13 protein-coding genes and 1 pseudogene are annotated in these 15,023 nt (G+C 69.8%); 2 read left to right on the top strand and 12 right to left on the bottom strand.

The features are described 5' to 3' along the window. The first annotated feature begins 92 nt into the window (after nucleotides 1-92). Nucleotides 93-686, top strand: coding sequence for a carboxymuconolactone decarboxylase family protein (locus ABD269_RS20605; protein WP_344119813.1), 594 nt, complete (start codon nucleotides 93-95; stop codon nucleotides 684-686). Nucleotides 687-776: 90 nt separating this feature from the next. Here the strand turns inward: ABD269_RS20605 and ABD269_RS20600 are convergent, their stop codons facing one another. The 12 genes and pseudogenes from ABD269_RS20600 to ABD269_RS20550 form a co-directional block, all read right to left on the bottom strand. Next, entirely contained in the window at nucleotides 777-1,466 is a 690-nt protein-coding gene (locus ABD269_RS20600) for an O-methyltransferase (protein ID WP_344119812.1), read from the bottom strand. 44 nt (nucleotides 1,467-1,510) lie between these two features. After that, on the bottom strand, nucleotides 1,511-2,587 hold the full coding sequence (locus tag ABD269_RS20595) for an HAD-IIIC family phosphatase (RefSeq protein ID WP_344119811.1): 1,077 nt from the start codon (nucleotides 2,585-2,587) through the stop codon (nucleotides 1,511-1,513). 40 nt (nucleotides 2,588-2,627) lie between these two features. After that, nucleotides 2,628-3,737: an acyl-CoA dehydrogenase family protein gene (locus ABD269_RS20590; protein WP_344119810.1), complete on the bottom strand. Its 1,110-nt coding sequence runs from the start codon at nucleotides 3,735-3,737 to the stop codon at nucleotides 2,628-2,630. Then, nucleotides 3,730-4,008, bottom strand: coding sequence for a phosphopantetheine-binding protein (locus tag ABD269_RS20585; protein ID WP_301889942.1), 279 nt, complete (start codon nucleotides 4,006-4,008; stop codon nucleotides 3,730-3,732). The genes ABD269_RS20590 and ABD269_RS20585 overlap by 8 nt, the downstream gene beginning before the upstream one ends. After that, complete coding sequence (locus ABD269_RS20580) at nucleotides 4,005-4,871, bottom strand: 3-hydroxyacyl-CoA dehydrogenase family protein (RefSeq protein WP_344119809.1); 867 nt, start codon at nucleotides 4,869-4,871, stop codon at nucleotides 4,005-4,007. The genes ABD269_RS20585 and ABD269_RS20580 overlap by 4 nt, the downstream gene beginning before the upstream one ends. Before the next feature lie 246 nt (nucleotides 4,872-5,117). Further along, on the bottom strand, nucleotides 5,118-7,139 hold the full coding sequence (locus ABD269_RS20575) for a DUF8189 domain-containing protein (protein WP_344119808.1): 2,022 nt from the start codon (nucleotides 7,137-7,139) through the stop codon (nucleotides 5,118-5,120). Between the two features lie 66 nt (nucleotides 7,140-7,205). Next, nucleotides 7,206-8,591 (bottom strand): DUF8189 domain-containing protein, encoded by a 1,386-nt coding sequence (locus tag ABD269_RS20570; RefSeq protein WP_344119807.1) that lies wholly within the window; start codon nucleotides 8,589-8,591, stop codon nucleotides 7,206-7,208. A gap of 131 nt (nucleotides 8,592-8,722) precedes the next feature. After that, nucleotides 8,723-10,240 (bottom strand): DUF8189 domain-containing protein, encoded by a 1,518-nt coding sequence (locus ABD269_RS20565; protein ID WP_344119806.1) that lies wholly within the window; start codon nucleotides 10,238-10,240, stop codon nucleotides 8,723-8,725. Nucleotides 10,241-10,578: 338 nt separating this feature from the next. After that, on the bottom strand, nucleotides 10,579-11,628 hold the full coding sequence (locus ABD269_RS20560; protein ID WP_344119841.1) for a thiamine pyrophosphate-dependent enzyme: 1,050 nt from the start codon (nucleotides 11,626-11,628) through the stop codon (nucleotides 10,579-10,581). Beyond that, nucleotides 11,522-11,815: pseudogene (locus tag ABD269_RS35400) on the bottom strand (thiamine pyrophosphate-binding protein); the annotation flags it as partial. The pseudogene ABD269_RS35400 and the gene ABD269_RS20560, both read right to left, overlap by 107 nt. A 31-nt stretch (nucleotides 11,816-11,846) precedes the next feature. Continuing rightward, nucleotides 11,847-12,833: an LLM class flavin-dependent oxidoreductase gene (locus ABD269_RS20555; protein ID WP_344119804.1), complete on the bottom strand. Its 987-nt coding sequence runs from the start codon at nucleotides 12,831-12,833 to the stop codon at nucleotides 11,847-11,849. Between the two features lie 49 nt (nucleotides 12,834-12,882). Next, the gene (locus tag ABD269_RS20550) at nucleotides 12,883-13,791 is read right to left on the bottom strand and encodes an NAD(P)H-binding protein (protein ID WP_344119802.1); all 909 of its coding nucleotides are present in this window, start codon (nucleotides 13,789-13,791) and stop codon (nucleotides 12,883-12,885) included. A 231-nt stretch (nucleotides 13,792-14,022) separates the two neighbouring features. Here ABD269_RS20550 and dhaK point away from each other — a divergent pair, with 231 nt between their 5' ends. Further along, on the top strand, nucleotides 14,023-15,015 hold the full coding sequence (gene dhaK / locus ABD269_RS20545; RefSeq protein ID WP_344119800.1) for a dihydroxyacetone kinase subunit DhaK: 993 nt from the start codon (nucleotides 14,023-14,025) through the stop codon (nucleotides 15,013-15,015). Nucleotides 15,016-15,023: the final 8 nt, after the last annotated feature.

Raw genomic sequence — 15,023 nt, 5'->3', positions numbered from 1 at the left:
GCGCGATACTACAGGGGCACTTGTGCAGAGCCAATCACTTTCGTTTTCCGTTGCATTATCGTTGAGACATCGTCAAACTCGAGGGGGAGGAAATGCGGCCCAGAATCGACCCGCAGGACGTGGATGAATTCGCCGTCACACCTGCCGGCCATGCCTATGCCCGGACGGCGAAGGAGTCGCTGAACGGGCTGCTCGCGGACAGGCCCCCGCCGAACGTCACGCGGACCATCGCCAACCACCCGGCGCTGCTGGCCGCGATGCAGCCGCTGATGGCACATGTGGCCGGCGAGGTCCTCCCGGCGCGCGAGCGCGAACTCGTCATCCTGCGTACCGCTTGGCGTTCCCAGACCCCGTACGTCTGGGCCCACCACCACGCCGCGGGGCTCTTCGTCGGGCTGAGTGAGACGGAGATCGCCCGGGTCGCCTCGGAGGACACCTCCGAGTGGACGCTCTTCGAGGCCGCTCTCCTCGCGGCCGTCGACGAGCTCCACACCAGGTCCGTGATCTCGGACGACACCTGGAAGCGACTCGCCGACCGCTACACCGAGGAGCAGCTCCTCGAACTGCCGGCCCTCATCGGGACGTACAAGACGCTGGCCTTCATCCTGAATTCCTGCGCCACCCCGATCGAATCGTGGCTGGAACGCCCGGCGGTGCTACCCGCGGACCCAGCGCAATCTTGCTGACGGAAAGGGGTTGCTCGATCGCCGAGAGCTCGTTTCCGCAGTCGCTTTCCGCCGGAATGCAACCGGGTCATCGAATTCCTCGGCCGACAGCTACGGCGTGGAACTGTGCCGCTGCTCCGGCTTCTTGCGGATCAGCGTCATGCCGTCCGCCATCGGGATCAGGGACATCTCCACCCGCGGGTCGTCACGGACCAGCGTGTTGAACGCGCGGATCGCGGTGGTGTCCGGGTCCTGGGCGTCGGGGTCCACGACCTTGCCGAAGAACAGGGTGTTGTCGACCACGATCAGGCCGTGGTCGCCGACGAGGGTCAGCGCCGACTCGTAGTAGTCCGGGTAGCGCTGTTTGTCGGCGTCGATGAAGACGAAGTCGAACGTCCCGGGGCCCTCGTCCGTGACGAGGGCCCCGAGGGTGTCCACCGCGTCGCCGATGCGCAGGTCGATCTTCCCGTCGACGCCCGCCTCGGTCCAGTACTCGGCCCCGATCCGCGGCCAGCGGTCGGTGATGTCGCAGGTGACCAGCCGTCCGCCGGGTGCGAGCGCGCGGGCCAGGCACAGGGTGCTGTACCCGGTGTACGTGCCGATCTCGAGGATCCTGCGGGCCGGGGTGAGACCGGCCAGCAGGGTCAGCAACTGCCCCTCCTCGGGCATGACCTGCAACGCGCTGCCCGCGGGAAGTTCCGACGTCGTCTCGCGCAGCCGCCGCAGGACCCCGTCCTCGCGCAGGGAGGACTCCCGGATGTACTCCGAGAGCCCGGCCGGGAGGCCTAGCTGGTTCGCCATGCGTGATCCATCTCCTCTGACATCTTTTGTCGGGCCGGTCGCGCTCAGGCGTCCTGAAGGCTGACGGTGTGCAGCTTCATCGTGGGCGGCGGGGCGCAGGGCGCCGGGAGCAGATGCAGCCGCTGAACGTCTTCCTGGGCGGGCGCGGGCAGCCCAGCCCGGCAGTCGCAGGGCTCGCCCGTGAAGCCGGCGAGGCGGTAGGCGATCTCCATCATCCGGTTGCGCTCGGTGCGCCGGAAGTCGGCGACCAGGTGGACGCCCGCGTGTGCGGCCTGGTCGACGAGCCAGCCGAGGAGCACCGAACCGGCGCCGAACGACACCACGCGGCACGACGTGGCCAGCAGCTTCAGATTCCAGACGCCGGCGTGCTTCTCCAACAGTTGGAGGCCGACCGCGCCGTGCGGCCCGAACCGGTCGGTGAGTGTGGTCACCAGGACCTCGTGGCGCGGATCGGCCAGCAGCGCGCGCAGGTCGGAGATGGAGTAGTGCACTCCCGTGGCGTTCATCTGGCTGGTGCGCAGCGTCAGTTCCTCCACGCGGGACAGCTCGTCCTCGGTGGCGCGTCCGACGCGCATCTCCAGTTCCAGGGAACGCAGGAAGTCGTCGCTCGGCCCCTGGAACTCCGCCTCGGCCGACTTCCGCCGGAATCCGGCCTGGTACATCTGCCGGCGGCGGCGCGAGTCCACCGTCACCGTCGCCGGGCTGAACTCCGGCAGGGCGGCGAGCTCGGGCAGCCGCCCGGCGTCGTAGCAGCGGACCTCCGGCAGATGGAACCGCACCTCTGCCCGCTCCGCCGGCTGGTCGTCGACGAAGGCGATGGTGCCGAGCGCGAAGTCGAGCTCGTCGGCGATCTCCCGCACCGATTCCGACTTCGGGCCCCAGCCGATGCGCGGCAGGACGAAGTACTCGGCGACGCCCAGCGCCTCCAGTTGCTTCCACGCCTGGTCGTGGTCGTTCTTGCTGGCGACCGACTGGAGGATGCCGCGGCTGTCGAGCTCGGTGATGAGCTCGCGGACGGAGTCGGGGAGCTGCACCTCGCCGTCCTCCAACAGGGTGCCCTGCCAGAGGGTGTTGTCGAGGTCCCACACCAGGCACTTCACGATCGAGGTCTGTTCGGCCACTGCTTCTCCTTGACTCATGTCGCCGTCCCGTCGCGCTGTCTCATCGCGCCGGCATGGACATCGCGTGGTCGGAGAGGATCAGCTGGCAGATCTCCGTACTGCCCTCGATGAGCTCCATGAGTTTCGCGTCGCGGTACGCGCGCTCGACCACGTGGCCCTCGTGCGCGGCCGCCGATCCCAGAATCTGTACGGCCGCGGCGGCGCCCTGCGCTGCCTGGACGGCGCTCACCTGCTTGGCGAGGACGGAGGCGACGACCATGTCGGGAGAGCCGCTGTCCCAGCACCGGCTGGCGTGTTCGCACATCCGGGTGGCGATCTGCTCACCGGTCAGCAGGTTCGCCAGGTGTCGGCCGACGAGCTGGTGCTGGGCGAGCGGTTTGCCGAACTGCCGCCGGGTACGGGCGTGTTGACGGGCGGCGTCGAGGCAGGCGCGGAGGATGCCCACGCAGCCCCAGGCGACCGACATCCGCCCGTACGCCAGCGCGGTCGTCACCAGGAGCATCAGCGGCTGTCCGCCGCCGAGTACCGCACCGGCCGGCAGTCGCACGCCGTCGAGCCGTACGTCCGCGTGGCCCGCCGCCCGGCAGCCGGACGGCCGCGGGACCCTGGTCACGGTGACGCCCGGAGCCGACGCCGGCACCACGACGGCGGCCGCCCCGGAACCGTAGCGCCCGACGACGACGATCATGTCGGCGTAGTGGGCCGCGGTCGTCCACACCTTCTGTCCGCGGACGACGACGGTGTCACCGTCGGGTTCGATGGTGGTGCTCATCGCCGACAGATCGCTGCCCGCCTCCGGCTCGCTGAACGCGACGGCGGCGAGCCGTCCGGCGGCCAATTCCGGCAGGTATTCCGCGTGTTGCCGCGGATTGCCCAGGCGCTGGATCGTCCACGCGGCCATGCCCTGCGAGGTCATCACGCTCCGCAGAGAGCTGCACCGGCTGCCGACGTACGCGGTGAACTCGCCGTTCGCCGCGCTGCTCGCCCCGAGGCCGCCGGAGGCCTCCGGCACCTCCGCGCACAGCAGGCCGCGGGCCGCCAGCGCGCGCAGGACGTCGCCGGGGATCAGACCGGACCGGTCCCACTCGGCGGCCCGGTCGCCGACCAGGTCGTCGACGATCTCACGGGCGCCCGCGAGCGGTTCAGGCACCGGCGGCATGCCCGGCGCCGTTCAACCGCAGCACGAGGGCGGTCATCGCCTGGACGGAGCGGAAGTTGTCCCGCTTGAGGTCGTCCCCCAGGATCTGCACGGAGAACGCCTGCTCCAGGTGGACGACGAGCTCCATGGCGAACAGCGAGGACACCAGCCCGGACTCGAAGAGATCCTGGTCGGCGGGGACGTCCGCCCCGACCCGCTTCGAGACGAACGCCGTGATCGCCTGCGCGATCCCCTCAGCCGTGGTTGCCAGGTCCTGGTTCACGAAAGCACCTCTCCGTAATCATAGAAACCGCGCCCCGTCTTGCGCCCCAGGTCACCGCGGCGCACCTTTTCCATGAGGAGTTCGCAGGGCTCGAAGGTGGAATTGCCGGTCCGCTCGGCGAGAAGCCGGAGGGCGTCCGCAAGGTTGTCGAGTCCGATCAGATCGGCGGTGCGCAGCGGGCCGGTCGGATGACCGAGGCATCCGTGCATCAGGCGGTCCACGGACTCGACGCTCGCGGTGCCCTCGGCCACGATTCTCGCCGCTTCGTTGATCATGGGATGCAGCAGCCTGCTGGTGACGAATCCCGGCGCGTCGCGGACGACGACCGTTTTCTTCCCCAGTCGTTCAAGGAAGGAGAGGACGGCGGCCATGGCGTCGTCGCCGGTCTGCGGGCCGCGGACCACTTCGACCATCTCGATGAGATAGGCCGGATTCATGAAGTGCACCCCGGCCAGTTCCGCGGGCCGGCGCACCGACTTCGCCAGTTCGGCGATGGGGATGCCGGATGTGTTGGTGATCAGCGGGACGCCGGCGGGGATCGTACGGGAGATCTCCGCCATGAGCCGCGCCTTGAGCGAGGCGTCCTCGGTGATCGCCTCGATCACCACGCCGGCGTCCGTGGCGTCCTCGCCCGACAGCGTCGTCGTCAGCGTTCCGGGGGTCCGGCCGGCCGGGAAGGCGCCCATGAGTTGCCCGTGCCGCATTTGCTGCGTGATTTCCGCTCGGGCGTCCCGCAGTACGTCGTCCGAGACGTCGACCAGTACGACGTCGACCCCGCGGCCCAGCGCCAGTGCGGTGATGCTGCGGCCCATGACCCCGGCACCGAACACGGCAATCGAATCCGATTGCAATTTGGCTAACACCTGCTATCAATCCTCATTCGATTGAGCACGCGGGTAACCGCCGACCGAATTGACCGACTCCTCCGGAGGAGACTATGAGCGGTCAACCTTCGGGCCAACCCCTAGCTGCCCCTAGGCAATTGGGGTGACAGCAGCCATACCCCTGCGGGTGCCGATAAATCACCCGGCCGGGCCGGGGCCCGATCACCGGGTCCCGGCCGGCGGGCCGGGCCTGACGGCGCGACCGTATGCCGGTCGCGCGGCACCTCAGTAGGCGGGGCTGCCCGACGGTACGGGCGCGATCGCGCGGTCGCCGAACGCGGTCCACGGGCGCCAGTCGCCACCGGGCCGGTCCTGTACGCGGGTATGTATCCGGCCTTCGGTGGTGACGGCGAAGACGTGGATCCGTCCGGTGGCGTCGACCGCTGCCGTGGGCACGGCGGCGGGCCGGACGCCGGGCACGTCGAAGCCGTCATCGGGAGCCCAGTTGCCGCCGGGTGTGACTTGTCGGCGGTGGCCGAGCCGGGCCCCGCCGGGGGACAGGGCGAAGGCTTCGAGCCTGCCGTCGGCGTCGAGGGCGAGCGCCGGGGCCGTGGCCGTCCAGCCGAACAGCACCTGCCAGCCGTCCCAGCCGCCGCTCGGCACGGTCTGACGCCGGAAGTACGTCGCCAGGCCGGACGGGGCCGTCGCGACGACCGTGAGCCTGCCGCTGCCGTCGCGTGCCACGCGGGGCGCGGTGCCGGCCGCGGTGCCGAAGGTGCTCCATTGCGCCCAGGCTCCGTCGGGTGTCTCCTGCCACCGGTGGTAGATGCCGGAGCCGCCGGGCGAGAGGGCGAAGACCTCCAGCCGTCCGTCGGCGTTGGCGGCGACGGCGGGCGGTGCACCCGCGGGCCCGCCGAAGCCGCCGTCCCACGCGTCCCAGGCCGGCGATCCGGGCGAGCGCTGCCGTCGCCGGGCGATGGCGGTGCCGCCCGGGCCCAGCGCGAAGACCTCCAGCCTGCCGTCGGCGTTGCGGGCGACGGCCGGGGCGGCGCCTGCCGCACCGCCGAACTCCTCCCAGTCCTCCCAACTGCCGTCCGGACGCTGCACCCGGTGGTGCAGGCCGGCACCGCCCGGGGCGAGGGAGAACACCTCCAGCCTGCCGTCGGTGTCGCGGCCGAGCGTGGGAACCGCCCCGGCCGGTCCGCCGAACGGCTCCCATGGCGACCATGTGTCCGGCTCCTGGTCGAGTTGGACGCGGCGCAGCAACGAACGGTCGCTCGCGTCCAGCGCGAACACGGTCAGCCGCCCGTCGACATCCAGCCCGGCCACCGGGTTGTCGGGGCTCTGCCAGGGCGGTGGCACGTTCCGCCAGTACAAGGGGGCCAGGTACAGCCCCTGCTGGAACCACCCCGCGGCACTCGCATGCCACTGCTGTCCGTCGGTGACCACCTCGACGGCGTGTCCGGGCACATGGCCCGCGTAACCGTCGAGGCCGAAGGAGAACGGATTCCGGGACGCGAACACATCGGTGCCGTCGTAGCCGTTGCGCGGCCCGATGAACAGGTGGTACCAGCCGTCCCGTTCGACGACGAAGGGCGACTCGGTGACCGACAGCGTCGCGGCGGTGGTCGCGTCGGTGAACGCGATGCCCGGTTCGCTCCAGTGCAACAGATCGTCGGAGCGCCGGAAGGCCACCACGTGCCGGCCGTCCTGGCCGGAGAGTTCGGTGTAGTACATCACCCACTGGCCGGCGATCCGCAGCACCATCGGGTCGCGCGCCGCGCGCCCCCGGAAGAGCGGGCCGGTCGGAACCCGCGTCCAGGTGAACAGGTCGGTCGAGGTGGCGAGGTTGATCGCGGCACCGCTCCGGCCACCGGCGGCGTAGAACATCCAGTACGTGCCGCCCGCCTCGATGACGTGCGGCGCCCACAGGTGCTCCTCCCCGAAGTAGGCCGGGTCGACGGTCAGCGCGTCGGTGTGCGTGGTCCACGGTCCGTACGGATCCGGGGCGGAGGCGTGGGCGAAGGTGACCTCGGCCGCGCTGTCGGGGGCCTGACCGGGAGGCGCGCCGGCACCGACGATGCCGAACAGGTGCCACCGGTCGGCCGCCTTGATCAGTGTGTGGTCGTTGAGGTAGCGCTGCCCGCCGGGGGTGGACGGGTCGTAGGCGTGCGCGAAGGGCCCCGCGCCGATCCACTGGTGGGGCGGGGGCGGCGCGGCGGTGGCCGAGCCGCCGACTCCCGGCAGTGCGAGTGCGCCCGCCGCGGCGGAGCCCTGGAGCAGGCGACGTCTGCTGATCGGATGCATGAATCCTCCGGGAGGGATGCCGCGGCCGGCCGGGGCTTGTCGCCCCGGCCGGCCGCGGGTGCCGGGTCAGGTGATGGGGGGACCGGAGCCGTTGACCCAGTCCCATTCGGACCAGGTGCTGAAGCCGGTCTGCCACCTGTGGTGGACCCCGTCCTTACCGCTCCCGAAGACCTCGATACGGCCATCGGCATTCGTCGCGGCAGCGATCTCGGTGCCACCGGTGCCGAATTTGTCCCAGTCGCTGTACGGGGCGTTCAGATCCTTCTGCCAGATATGCATGGCGACATCACCGTTGATGGCGAAGACCTCCACGCGCCCATCGGGACTATGGCTGCTGGTGAGCTGGGAATTCGCGGGACCGCCCATCTTCTCCCAGCCCGACCAACTCGTCGGACTCGTCTGATACCGGTGGAACACCCCCACCGGACCGGAAGCGAACACCTCCAAGCGCCCGTCCGCATTGTGATCGACGGTCACGTCATGACCACCGCCACCGAAGTCCGTCTCCCACTGCGACCAGCCACCGTTGACAGCCGTCTGGTACAGATGCTGGAACGTGTTCCCATTGAGCGCGAACACCTCCAGACGCCCGTCGACGGACTTCTCCACCTTCACCCGGCTGCCCGCGGGACCACCGCCCGATTGCTCCCAGCCCGACCAACCGCTGTTGGGAGCGGTCTGATACCGGTGGAACACCTCCTTCGGACCCGAGGCGAACACCTCGATACGACCATCGGCATTCACACCCGCAGCCACACTGCTCCCGCCCGAACCGAAATCCTCCCAGTCCGACCAGGCACCCGACGGAGACATCTGATAACGGTGCTGGGCAACCTGACCATTGACCGCGAACACCTCCAGACGCCCATCGGCATTCGGCGCGATCGCCAACTGAGCGTTACCGGGACCACCCAGCCGCTCCCACGCCGACCAACCACCGTTCACCTGCGACTGCCAAGCGTGATGCACCCCGTCCGCACCGGCCGCGAACACCTCCAGACGGCCATCGGACGACTTCGCGGACACCACCCGACCCGACTTCGCCGGGTACACCAACGGCGCGGGTCCTGTGCCGGGATTCCCGAGACGCGCCACCGCGGCGCGTGCCTCGCCCATGTGCCGCAGGTGAGCGCCCTGCACGTACGTGGACCACGGGCCCCAGTTCCGCCCCCCGTTGGATATGCGGTATGCGGCGTTCGCATTGCACTGGGGGTCGTAGGCGCAGGCGTCGTCGACCTCCTTGTGCCAGTAGTTGTTTATCTGCCACAGCCCGCGGTCGGTCGACGGAGGGGTGTTGTTCGTCGTGTTGGACGCGGACGGATTGCAACTGGACTCGGCCAGTGCGACGGCGACGGCGAGTTCCAGGGCCTCGCCGCGCCAGCCGGCGTTGTAGCCGACCTGGGCGCATAAGTCGCTCGCGTCGGCCTGCGCCGGTGAGGCGCCGACGACCATGCCCGCCGCGAGGAGCAGTGAAGCGAGTACCGACAGAACGATACGGTGGAAAGCGCGTCGTGTCGGCGAAGTCGTTCTCCCTCGCCGGACGCGCTGAATTCTTGTCAACTGCTGTCCCTTCGAAGGGTGATTCAGGTGATGGGGGGACCGGAACCGTTGACCCAGTCCCATTCGGACCAGGTGCTGAAGCCGGTCTGCCACCTGTGGTGGACCCCGTCCTTACCGCTCCCGAAGACCTCGATACGGCCATCGGCGTTGGAGGCGGCGTTGATCTCGGTCCCGCCGGTGCCGAATTTGTCCCAGTCGCTGTAGGCGGCGTTCAGGTCCTTCTGCCAGGTGTGCATGGCGACTTCACCGTTGATGGCGAAGACCTCCACACGACCGTCGGCAGTGCGGTTGCCGGCGAGCTGGGAATTCGCGGGGCCGCCCGTCTTCTCCCAGCCCGACCAGCTCGTCGGACTCGTCTGATACCGGTGGAACACCCCCACAGGACCGGAAGCGAACACCTCCAAGCGGCCATCGGCGTTGTGGTTGACAGTCACGTCATGACCGCCGGAGCCGAAGTCCTCCCACTGCGACCAGCCACCATTGACAGCGGTCTGGTACTGATGCTGGAAGACACTGCCGTTGAGAGCGAACACCTCGAGACGGCCGTCGGGAGCCTTCTCCACCTTCACCCGGCTGCCCGCGGGACCGCCGCCGGACTGCTCCCAGCCCGACCAACCGCTGTTGGGAGCGGTCTGATACCGGTGGAACACCTCCTTCGGACCCGAAGCGAACACCTCGATACGGCCATCGGCATTCACACCCGCAGCCACACTGCTCCCGCCCGAACCGAAATCCTCCCAGTCCGACCAGGCACCCGACGGAGACACCTGATAACGGTGCTGGGCAACCTGACCATTGACCGCGAACACCTCCAGACGCCCATCGGCATTCGGCGCGATCGCCAACTGAGCGTTACCGGGACCACCCAGCCGCTCCCACGCCGACCAACCACCGTTCACCTGCGACTGCCAGGCATGATGCACCCCGTCAGCACCGGCCGCGAACACCTCCAGACGGCCATCGGACGAGCGCGCCGACACCACCCGGCCCGACCCCACCGGATACACCAGCGGCGCGGGCCCGGGGCGTTGGCCAGGCGTGCACGGTATGGTCACGCCGCGTTCCGCGAGGTAGGGAATGGGGTCGATGCCGTGGCTCATGCTGGTGTCCCGCCGCACCCGCAGGTGGAGGTGGGGACCGTCGGCCTGGCCCTCGGCACCCATGAGCGCGATGCGCTGACCGGCCGTCACCCGGTCACCGACGGCGACGTCCCGCTGGTACATGTGCCCGTACTCGGTCACCGTTCCGTCGGGGTGCAGGATGCGGATCCACTGGCCGTAGCCCTGGGCAGGGCCGGAGTTGATGACCTCGCCGTCGCCCACGGCGTAGATCGGCGTGCCGTAGTTGTTGGCTATGTCGATGCCGTCGTGATCGCGGGATCCGCCGTAGGGATCGGAGATGAAGCCGGCCGTCGGGCACGAGCCGGCGAAGCCGGCGACCTGGACAGCGGAGGCCGGGGACGTGACGATCAGCGACGGCAGTACGGCGACTGCTGCCGCGAGAACGAGGCGCAGCGCGCATCGGGAAAGACCGTGAAGCACGTGGCGTTCCTCCCCTCTTGGGGGCGTATCAGGGTGGACGGGTGGCTGCGGTTCGCTGGGCGACGGGCTCATGCGAACGGGCAGCTGGAAAGTAGCCACGGCTGCCCGGCAAGGGCATCCGGAACGCTACGGGCTGACAGCGGCCACCGGGCTCGGGTATCGGGGGCCGAGGGAGCCGAGGTCATGGAGTCGCGAGACTCCCGGGGGAATCTCGCGGCTCATCGGCAAAGTCGACGCCGCCCACGAACGCCGGTCCACGACCGGCAAGACGTTCCTCGAAAGCCTCCGGATGGGCGGCCAGTGCCCGGACGGGGAGGTCTGCCGGGCCTGTTCTTCGGCTACAGCATGGCCTTCTGGGGCCGGGTGGACACCACGATGACGGTCGTGGTGCCGGCGTTCAGGGCCGCGGTGAACTCCTTCTCGAGGTCTTCGGCGGTCTCGACCTCCGCCGCGCGGCATCCGTATCCGCGGGCCAGGGAGGCGATGTCGAGACCGGGCAGGTCGAGACCCGGAACGCCCGGCGTCTCCTCCAGCTCGGCGAAGGACTTGAGGATCGAGTATTCGTGGTTGCGCATGACCACGTAGACGATCGGCAGCCGGTGCTGGGCCGCCGTCCAGATGCCCTGGACGGAGTACTGGAACGAGCCGTCGCCGATCAGGCCGATCACCGGGCGGGTGACGCCGCCCTCGCGGTCGCCCAGGGCGACCCCGACGGCCGCGGGGGTGCCCCAGCCGATGCCGCCGCTCGCCGTGGCGAAGAAGGATCCGGACCGGACGGTGGGGATCCACTCGACCTGCTGGGCCATCGTGGAGGTCGACTCGTTCACGATGACCGCGTCGGGGGGCCTGACCCTGCTGAGCGCGGCGTAGACCTCGGGCGGGGTGAGCGGGTTGTTCGGTGCCGGGGGGAGCAGGCGGGGGCGCGGCATCGGCTGCGGGGCGGTACGCGCGGCCCCGTCCGCGACCAGGTCCACGAGCAGTTCGACGGCCGTCCTGGTGTCACCGAGGATGCTGTCGCCCATGCGCGCGTACGCGGCGACGGAGGGGTCGTTGGTGATGTGCAGCAGCTCCGTGCCGGCCAGGAGATAGTCGCCGGGGACGTAGGGGTAGTAGCGGAAGACCTCCGCGCCGATCACGATCACCAGGTCGTGTCCGGTCAGCCTGTCGCTGACGGTCTTCACGGACATCCCGAGCGGGCCGCGGAAGAGCGGGTGGTCCTCGGGAGTTGCCCAGTCCTGCCGAGGAGTGCAGGTTGACCAGCGCCGGGCGGCGGGTGACCTGCGCGAAGGCGTCGGCCATCGCGATGGCCGACGCCTCCTGCAATGCCAGGACGTACGTGAAGTCGTCGGGGAATTCCTGGAGGAAGGTCTGCTCGGTCGACCCGGGATTCCCGAAGACTGTGGTGAGCCGGAGAGAGCGCAGCAGGTCGTAGGTCACGCTGCGGACGGTGGAGTTCTCAGTCATCGAACGCTGCCCACTTTCGTACCGGACACGAGCGCCAGTTTGTCCGGAGGCTACCCCTGGAGCCCGCGAATCGGCTCGGGTCCGGTGACCGACCCGTCCGAGTCGAGCCATTGGAGTGGCGAGGGCCGTCCGCGGGCGGAGGTCAGAGCCCCGTCGCGGCCTCGAGGAACGCTTCGAGCTCGGCGGGGATGTCGGGTCCGCTGGGCTGGTAGATCAGCTCGGTCACGCCTGCTCCGGCGACCTCGGCAAGGCGCTGCCGAACCTCTTCGCGGGTTCCCGTGAACGTCATGCGCGGAATCGCCTGCCAGCTTCCGGCCTGCCAGGCGGCGCGGTCGGCCTCGTTCAGCCCGACCAAGTGCTGTTCGTGGACGGCCAAGTGACTGTCCCGCGGATCGGTGCGCCCGATCGACTTCAACCACTGCTCGCCGCCTGGCAGGTTGCGCACGTCCTGGCCGGCTTCGTGAAGGAAGTGGTAGGCCAGCGCGTTCCCCGGGCCCGCCGCGGCCATGACGTGCGGCGAGTTCAGCGCTTCGCCCTGGGCCAGTACCGTGCCGTGAACGGTCAGCGCCGCCCAGGAGAAGTCCCGGGCGCCCGACGTCTCCTCGTTGACGGAGAAGAGCCCGTCGCCCAGCTCACGGGCGACGGCGAGCCCCTTGGGCCCCGTGGCCGAGATGGCGACCGGGACGTCGATCGGGCGCTCGGGGGCATGACCGGACGGATGCATCATGCGGAGGCGGGCGCCTTGCCATTCCACGGTCTCTCCCGCGAGCAGGCCTCGGAACGCGGCGATGTATTCACGGAGATACGCCCACGTGGCGGGCTTGGCCCCCATGGCGCGTGCGCTGGTGAAGCCGGTTCCGAAGGCGACAGCGGCCCTTCCCGGGGCGAGGGCGGCCAGACCGGCGGCCCCGGCCGCGTTGACCATGGGGTGGCGGAGAGTCGGTACCAGCACTCCCGGCCCGAGGCCGATGCGCTCGGTGCGTTCCGCCGCGAGAGCCAGCAGCATCCACACGTCGGGACTCTGGTGGGGAGTGTCGTAGAGCCACGCACGCTCGTAGCCGAGCCGCTCGGCGGCAGCGATGTGAGCGGGTGCCTCCAAGGAGGAGGCGAACGCACTGGAAATCTTCACGGTACTCCTCTGATCATGTGCGGCTTGGCCGATCCCCGTCCGGTCATGGCTACCGGGCGAGCATGTCCTTGACCACGGTGTCGAACCCCAGTGGGGGGCGACCGAGAAGTTCGGCGACGTCGTTCGTCGCCCGGTCGTACCGGTTCTCGCCATGCAGCCTGGCCATCGTGGCGATGTGCTCGAACACGTGGTCCGGCAGATCCTGGTTCTTGAGGTCGTGCTCCAGCCACTCCTGGTAAGGCACATCGACGTAGGTCACCTCGCGGCCCAGGGCAGCGGAGAACTCGGCCGCGATGGCTGTCATGTCGCGGGATCGGGCCCCGGTCAGCTCGTAGACGCGGTGGGTCCGGGGGTCAGGGTCGAGCAGGAGTGTCGTGACGACCTCGGCCACGTCGGCGGCGGCGACCGGTGAGGTCCGGGCCGAGCCGAAGGGGAGACGGATCGTGCCGTCCCGCCGGATCGAAGCGGCCGCCACCCTGGCGAAGAGCGGATTCTCCATGAACACCGTGGGCCGGACGTGGAGGACCGGCGCCCCGGACCAGTCGAGGATGTGTTCGGCAAGGTAGTGCAGTCGCTGCTGCCGGGACTCGGCGTCGCCGGCGAGGTCCATCTGCGAGACGGTCATCTGCGAGATGCTCACCAGCAGTTCCAGGCCGACGCTCTCCCGGGCGGCGGCTGCCACCGTCGCCGCGGCCTCCAGGAAGACGGGCGACACGCTCATCCCGAAGTAGGCCCGGGGGCAGCCGGCCAGTGCCTTGACCACGTCCGCACCACGGGTGAGGTCACCGACCATCACCTCCACCCCGCCCATCGCCCGCAGCTCCGAGGCGCGTTCATCGTCGTGGTGTACGAGAGCCCTGACGGGCACGTTCCGTGCCCGCAACCGCTCCAGGATCCTTCGTCCGACTCCGCCGACGCCACCACCGGCGCCGGTGACAAGGACAGGTTCAACGGGCATGGCGATTACCTCCTGCCTACATGACCGGGACATCCGGTCCACTGCAAACGCCCCCCGCCGGGGAAGGTTCCGCGGGTCCTCGACGCCGGGAGGACGGCCGTTCAGACCGACGCCGCACAGAGGTACGGCGCGCCTTCTGCCCCCTCCCTTACCCCGGCTAGCCTGTTCACCACCACCGGCCTGCGGAAACGCAGGTCACGGGCCTGACCTCCCATAACCCCAGGAGCCCCCGTGAAGATGCTCATCAACACCCCCGAAACCGTCGTCGCCGACGCCCTTCGCGGCATGGCGCTCGCGCATCCCGAGTTGGCCGTCGACGTCGAGGGGCGGGTCGTCGTGCGGCGGGACGCGCCCGTCGCGGGGAAGGTGGGGCTGGTTTCGGGGGGTGGGTCCGGGCATGAGCCGTTGCACGGGGGGTTCGTGGGGCACGGGATGCTGGATGCCGCGTGCGCCGGCGAGGTATTCACCTCGCCCGTTCCGGACCAGATGGTGCGCGCGGCGGCCGCCGTGGACAGTGGCCGGGGCGTGCTGTTCATCGTGAAGAACTACACCGGCGACGTCCTCAACTTCAACATGGCCGCCGAACTGGCCGAGGACGAGGGCATCCAGGTCGCCAGCGTGCTCGTCAACGACGACGTCGCGGTGACGGACAGCCTCTTCACGGCCGGGCGCCGGGGCACCGGCGCCACTCTTTTCGTGGAGAAGATCGCGGGCGCGGCGGCCGAGGAGGGGGCGCCGCTGGAGCGGGTGGAGGCACTCGCCCGGCGGGTGAACGAGTCATCGCGCAGCTTCGGCGTGGCCCTCGGTGCCTGTACGACCCCGGCCAAGGGCAGCCCCACCTTCGACCTCCCGGCCGGGGAGCTGGAGCTGGGGGTCGGCATCCACGGTGAGCCCGGCCGGGAGCGGCGGGCGATGATGACGTCCGGCGAGATCGCGGACTTCGCCGTGGACGCGGTGCTGACGGATCTGCCGCCGACCGGCCCGGTACTGCTGCTGGTCAACGGGGCGGGGGCGACCCCGTTGCTGGAGCTGTACGGCTTCACCGCGGAGGTCCACCGGGTGCTGGCCGCGCGGGGCGTGGCGGTCGCCCGCACGCTGGTGGGCGACTACGTCACGTCCCTCGACATGGCGGGCGCGTCGGTGACGCTGTGTCAGGTGGACGAGGAGCTGTTGCGGCTGTGGGACGCGCCGGTGCAGACCCCGGGCCTCCGCTGGGGACGCTGAACCCTCCC

Source organism: Streptomyces blastmyceticus, from assembly GCF_039521185.1.
GTDB classification, from domain to species: Bacteria; Actinomycetota; Actinomycetes; order Streptomycetales; family Streptomycetaceae; genus Streptomyces; species Streptomyces blastmyceticus.
This window is presented reverse-complemented; position numbering and strand designations above follow the sequence as displayed.

What these genes read in the sequence shown, in the direction of transcription:
- ABD269_RS20605 (WP_344119813.1), top strand. Translation starts at nt 93, where the DNA reads ATGCGGCCCAGAATCGACCCGCAGGACGTGGATGAATTCGCCGTCACA.
- ABD269_RS20600 (WP_344119812.1), bottom strand. Translation starts at nt 1,466, where the DNA reads ATGGCGAACCAGCTAGGCCTCCCGGCCGGGCTCTCGGAGTACATCCGG.
- ABD269_RS20550 (WP_344119802.1), bottom strand. Translation starts at nt 13,791, where the DNA reads ATGCCCGTTGAACCTGTCCTTGTCACCGGCGCCGGTGGTGGCGTCGGC.
- ABD269_RS20570 (WP_344119807.1), bottom strand. Translation starts at nt 8,591, where the DNA reads ATGGTCGTCGGCGCCTCACCGGCGCAGGCCGACGCGAGCGACTTATGC.
- ABD269_RS20575 (WP_344119808.1), bottom strand. Translation starts at nt 7,139, where the DNA reads ATGCATCCGATCAGCAGACGTCGCCTGCTCCAGGGCTCCGCCGCGGCG.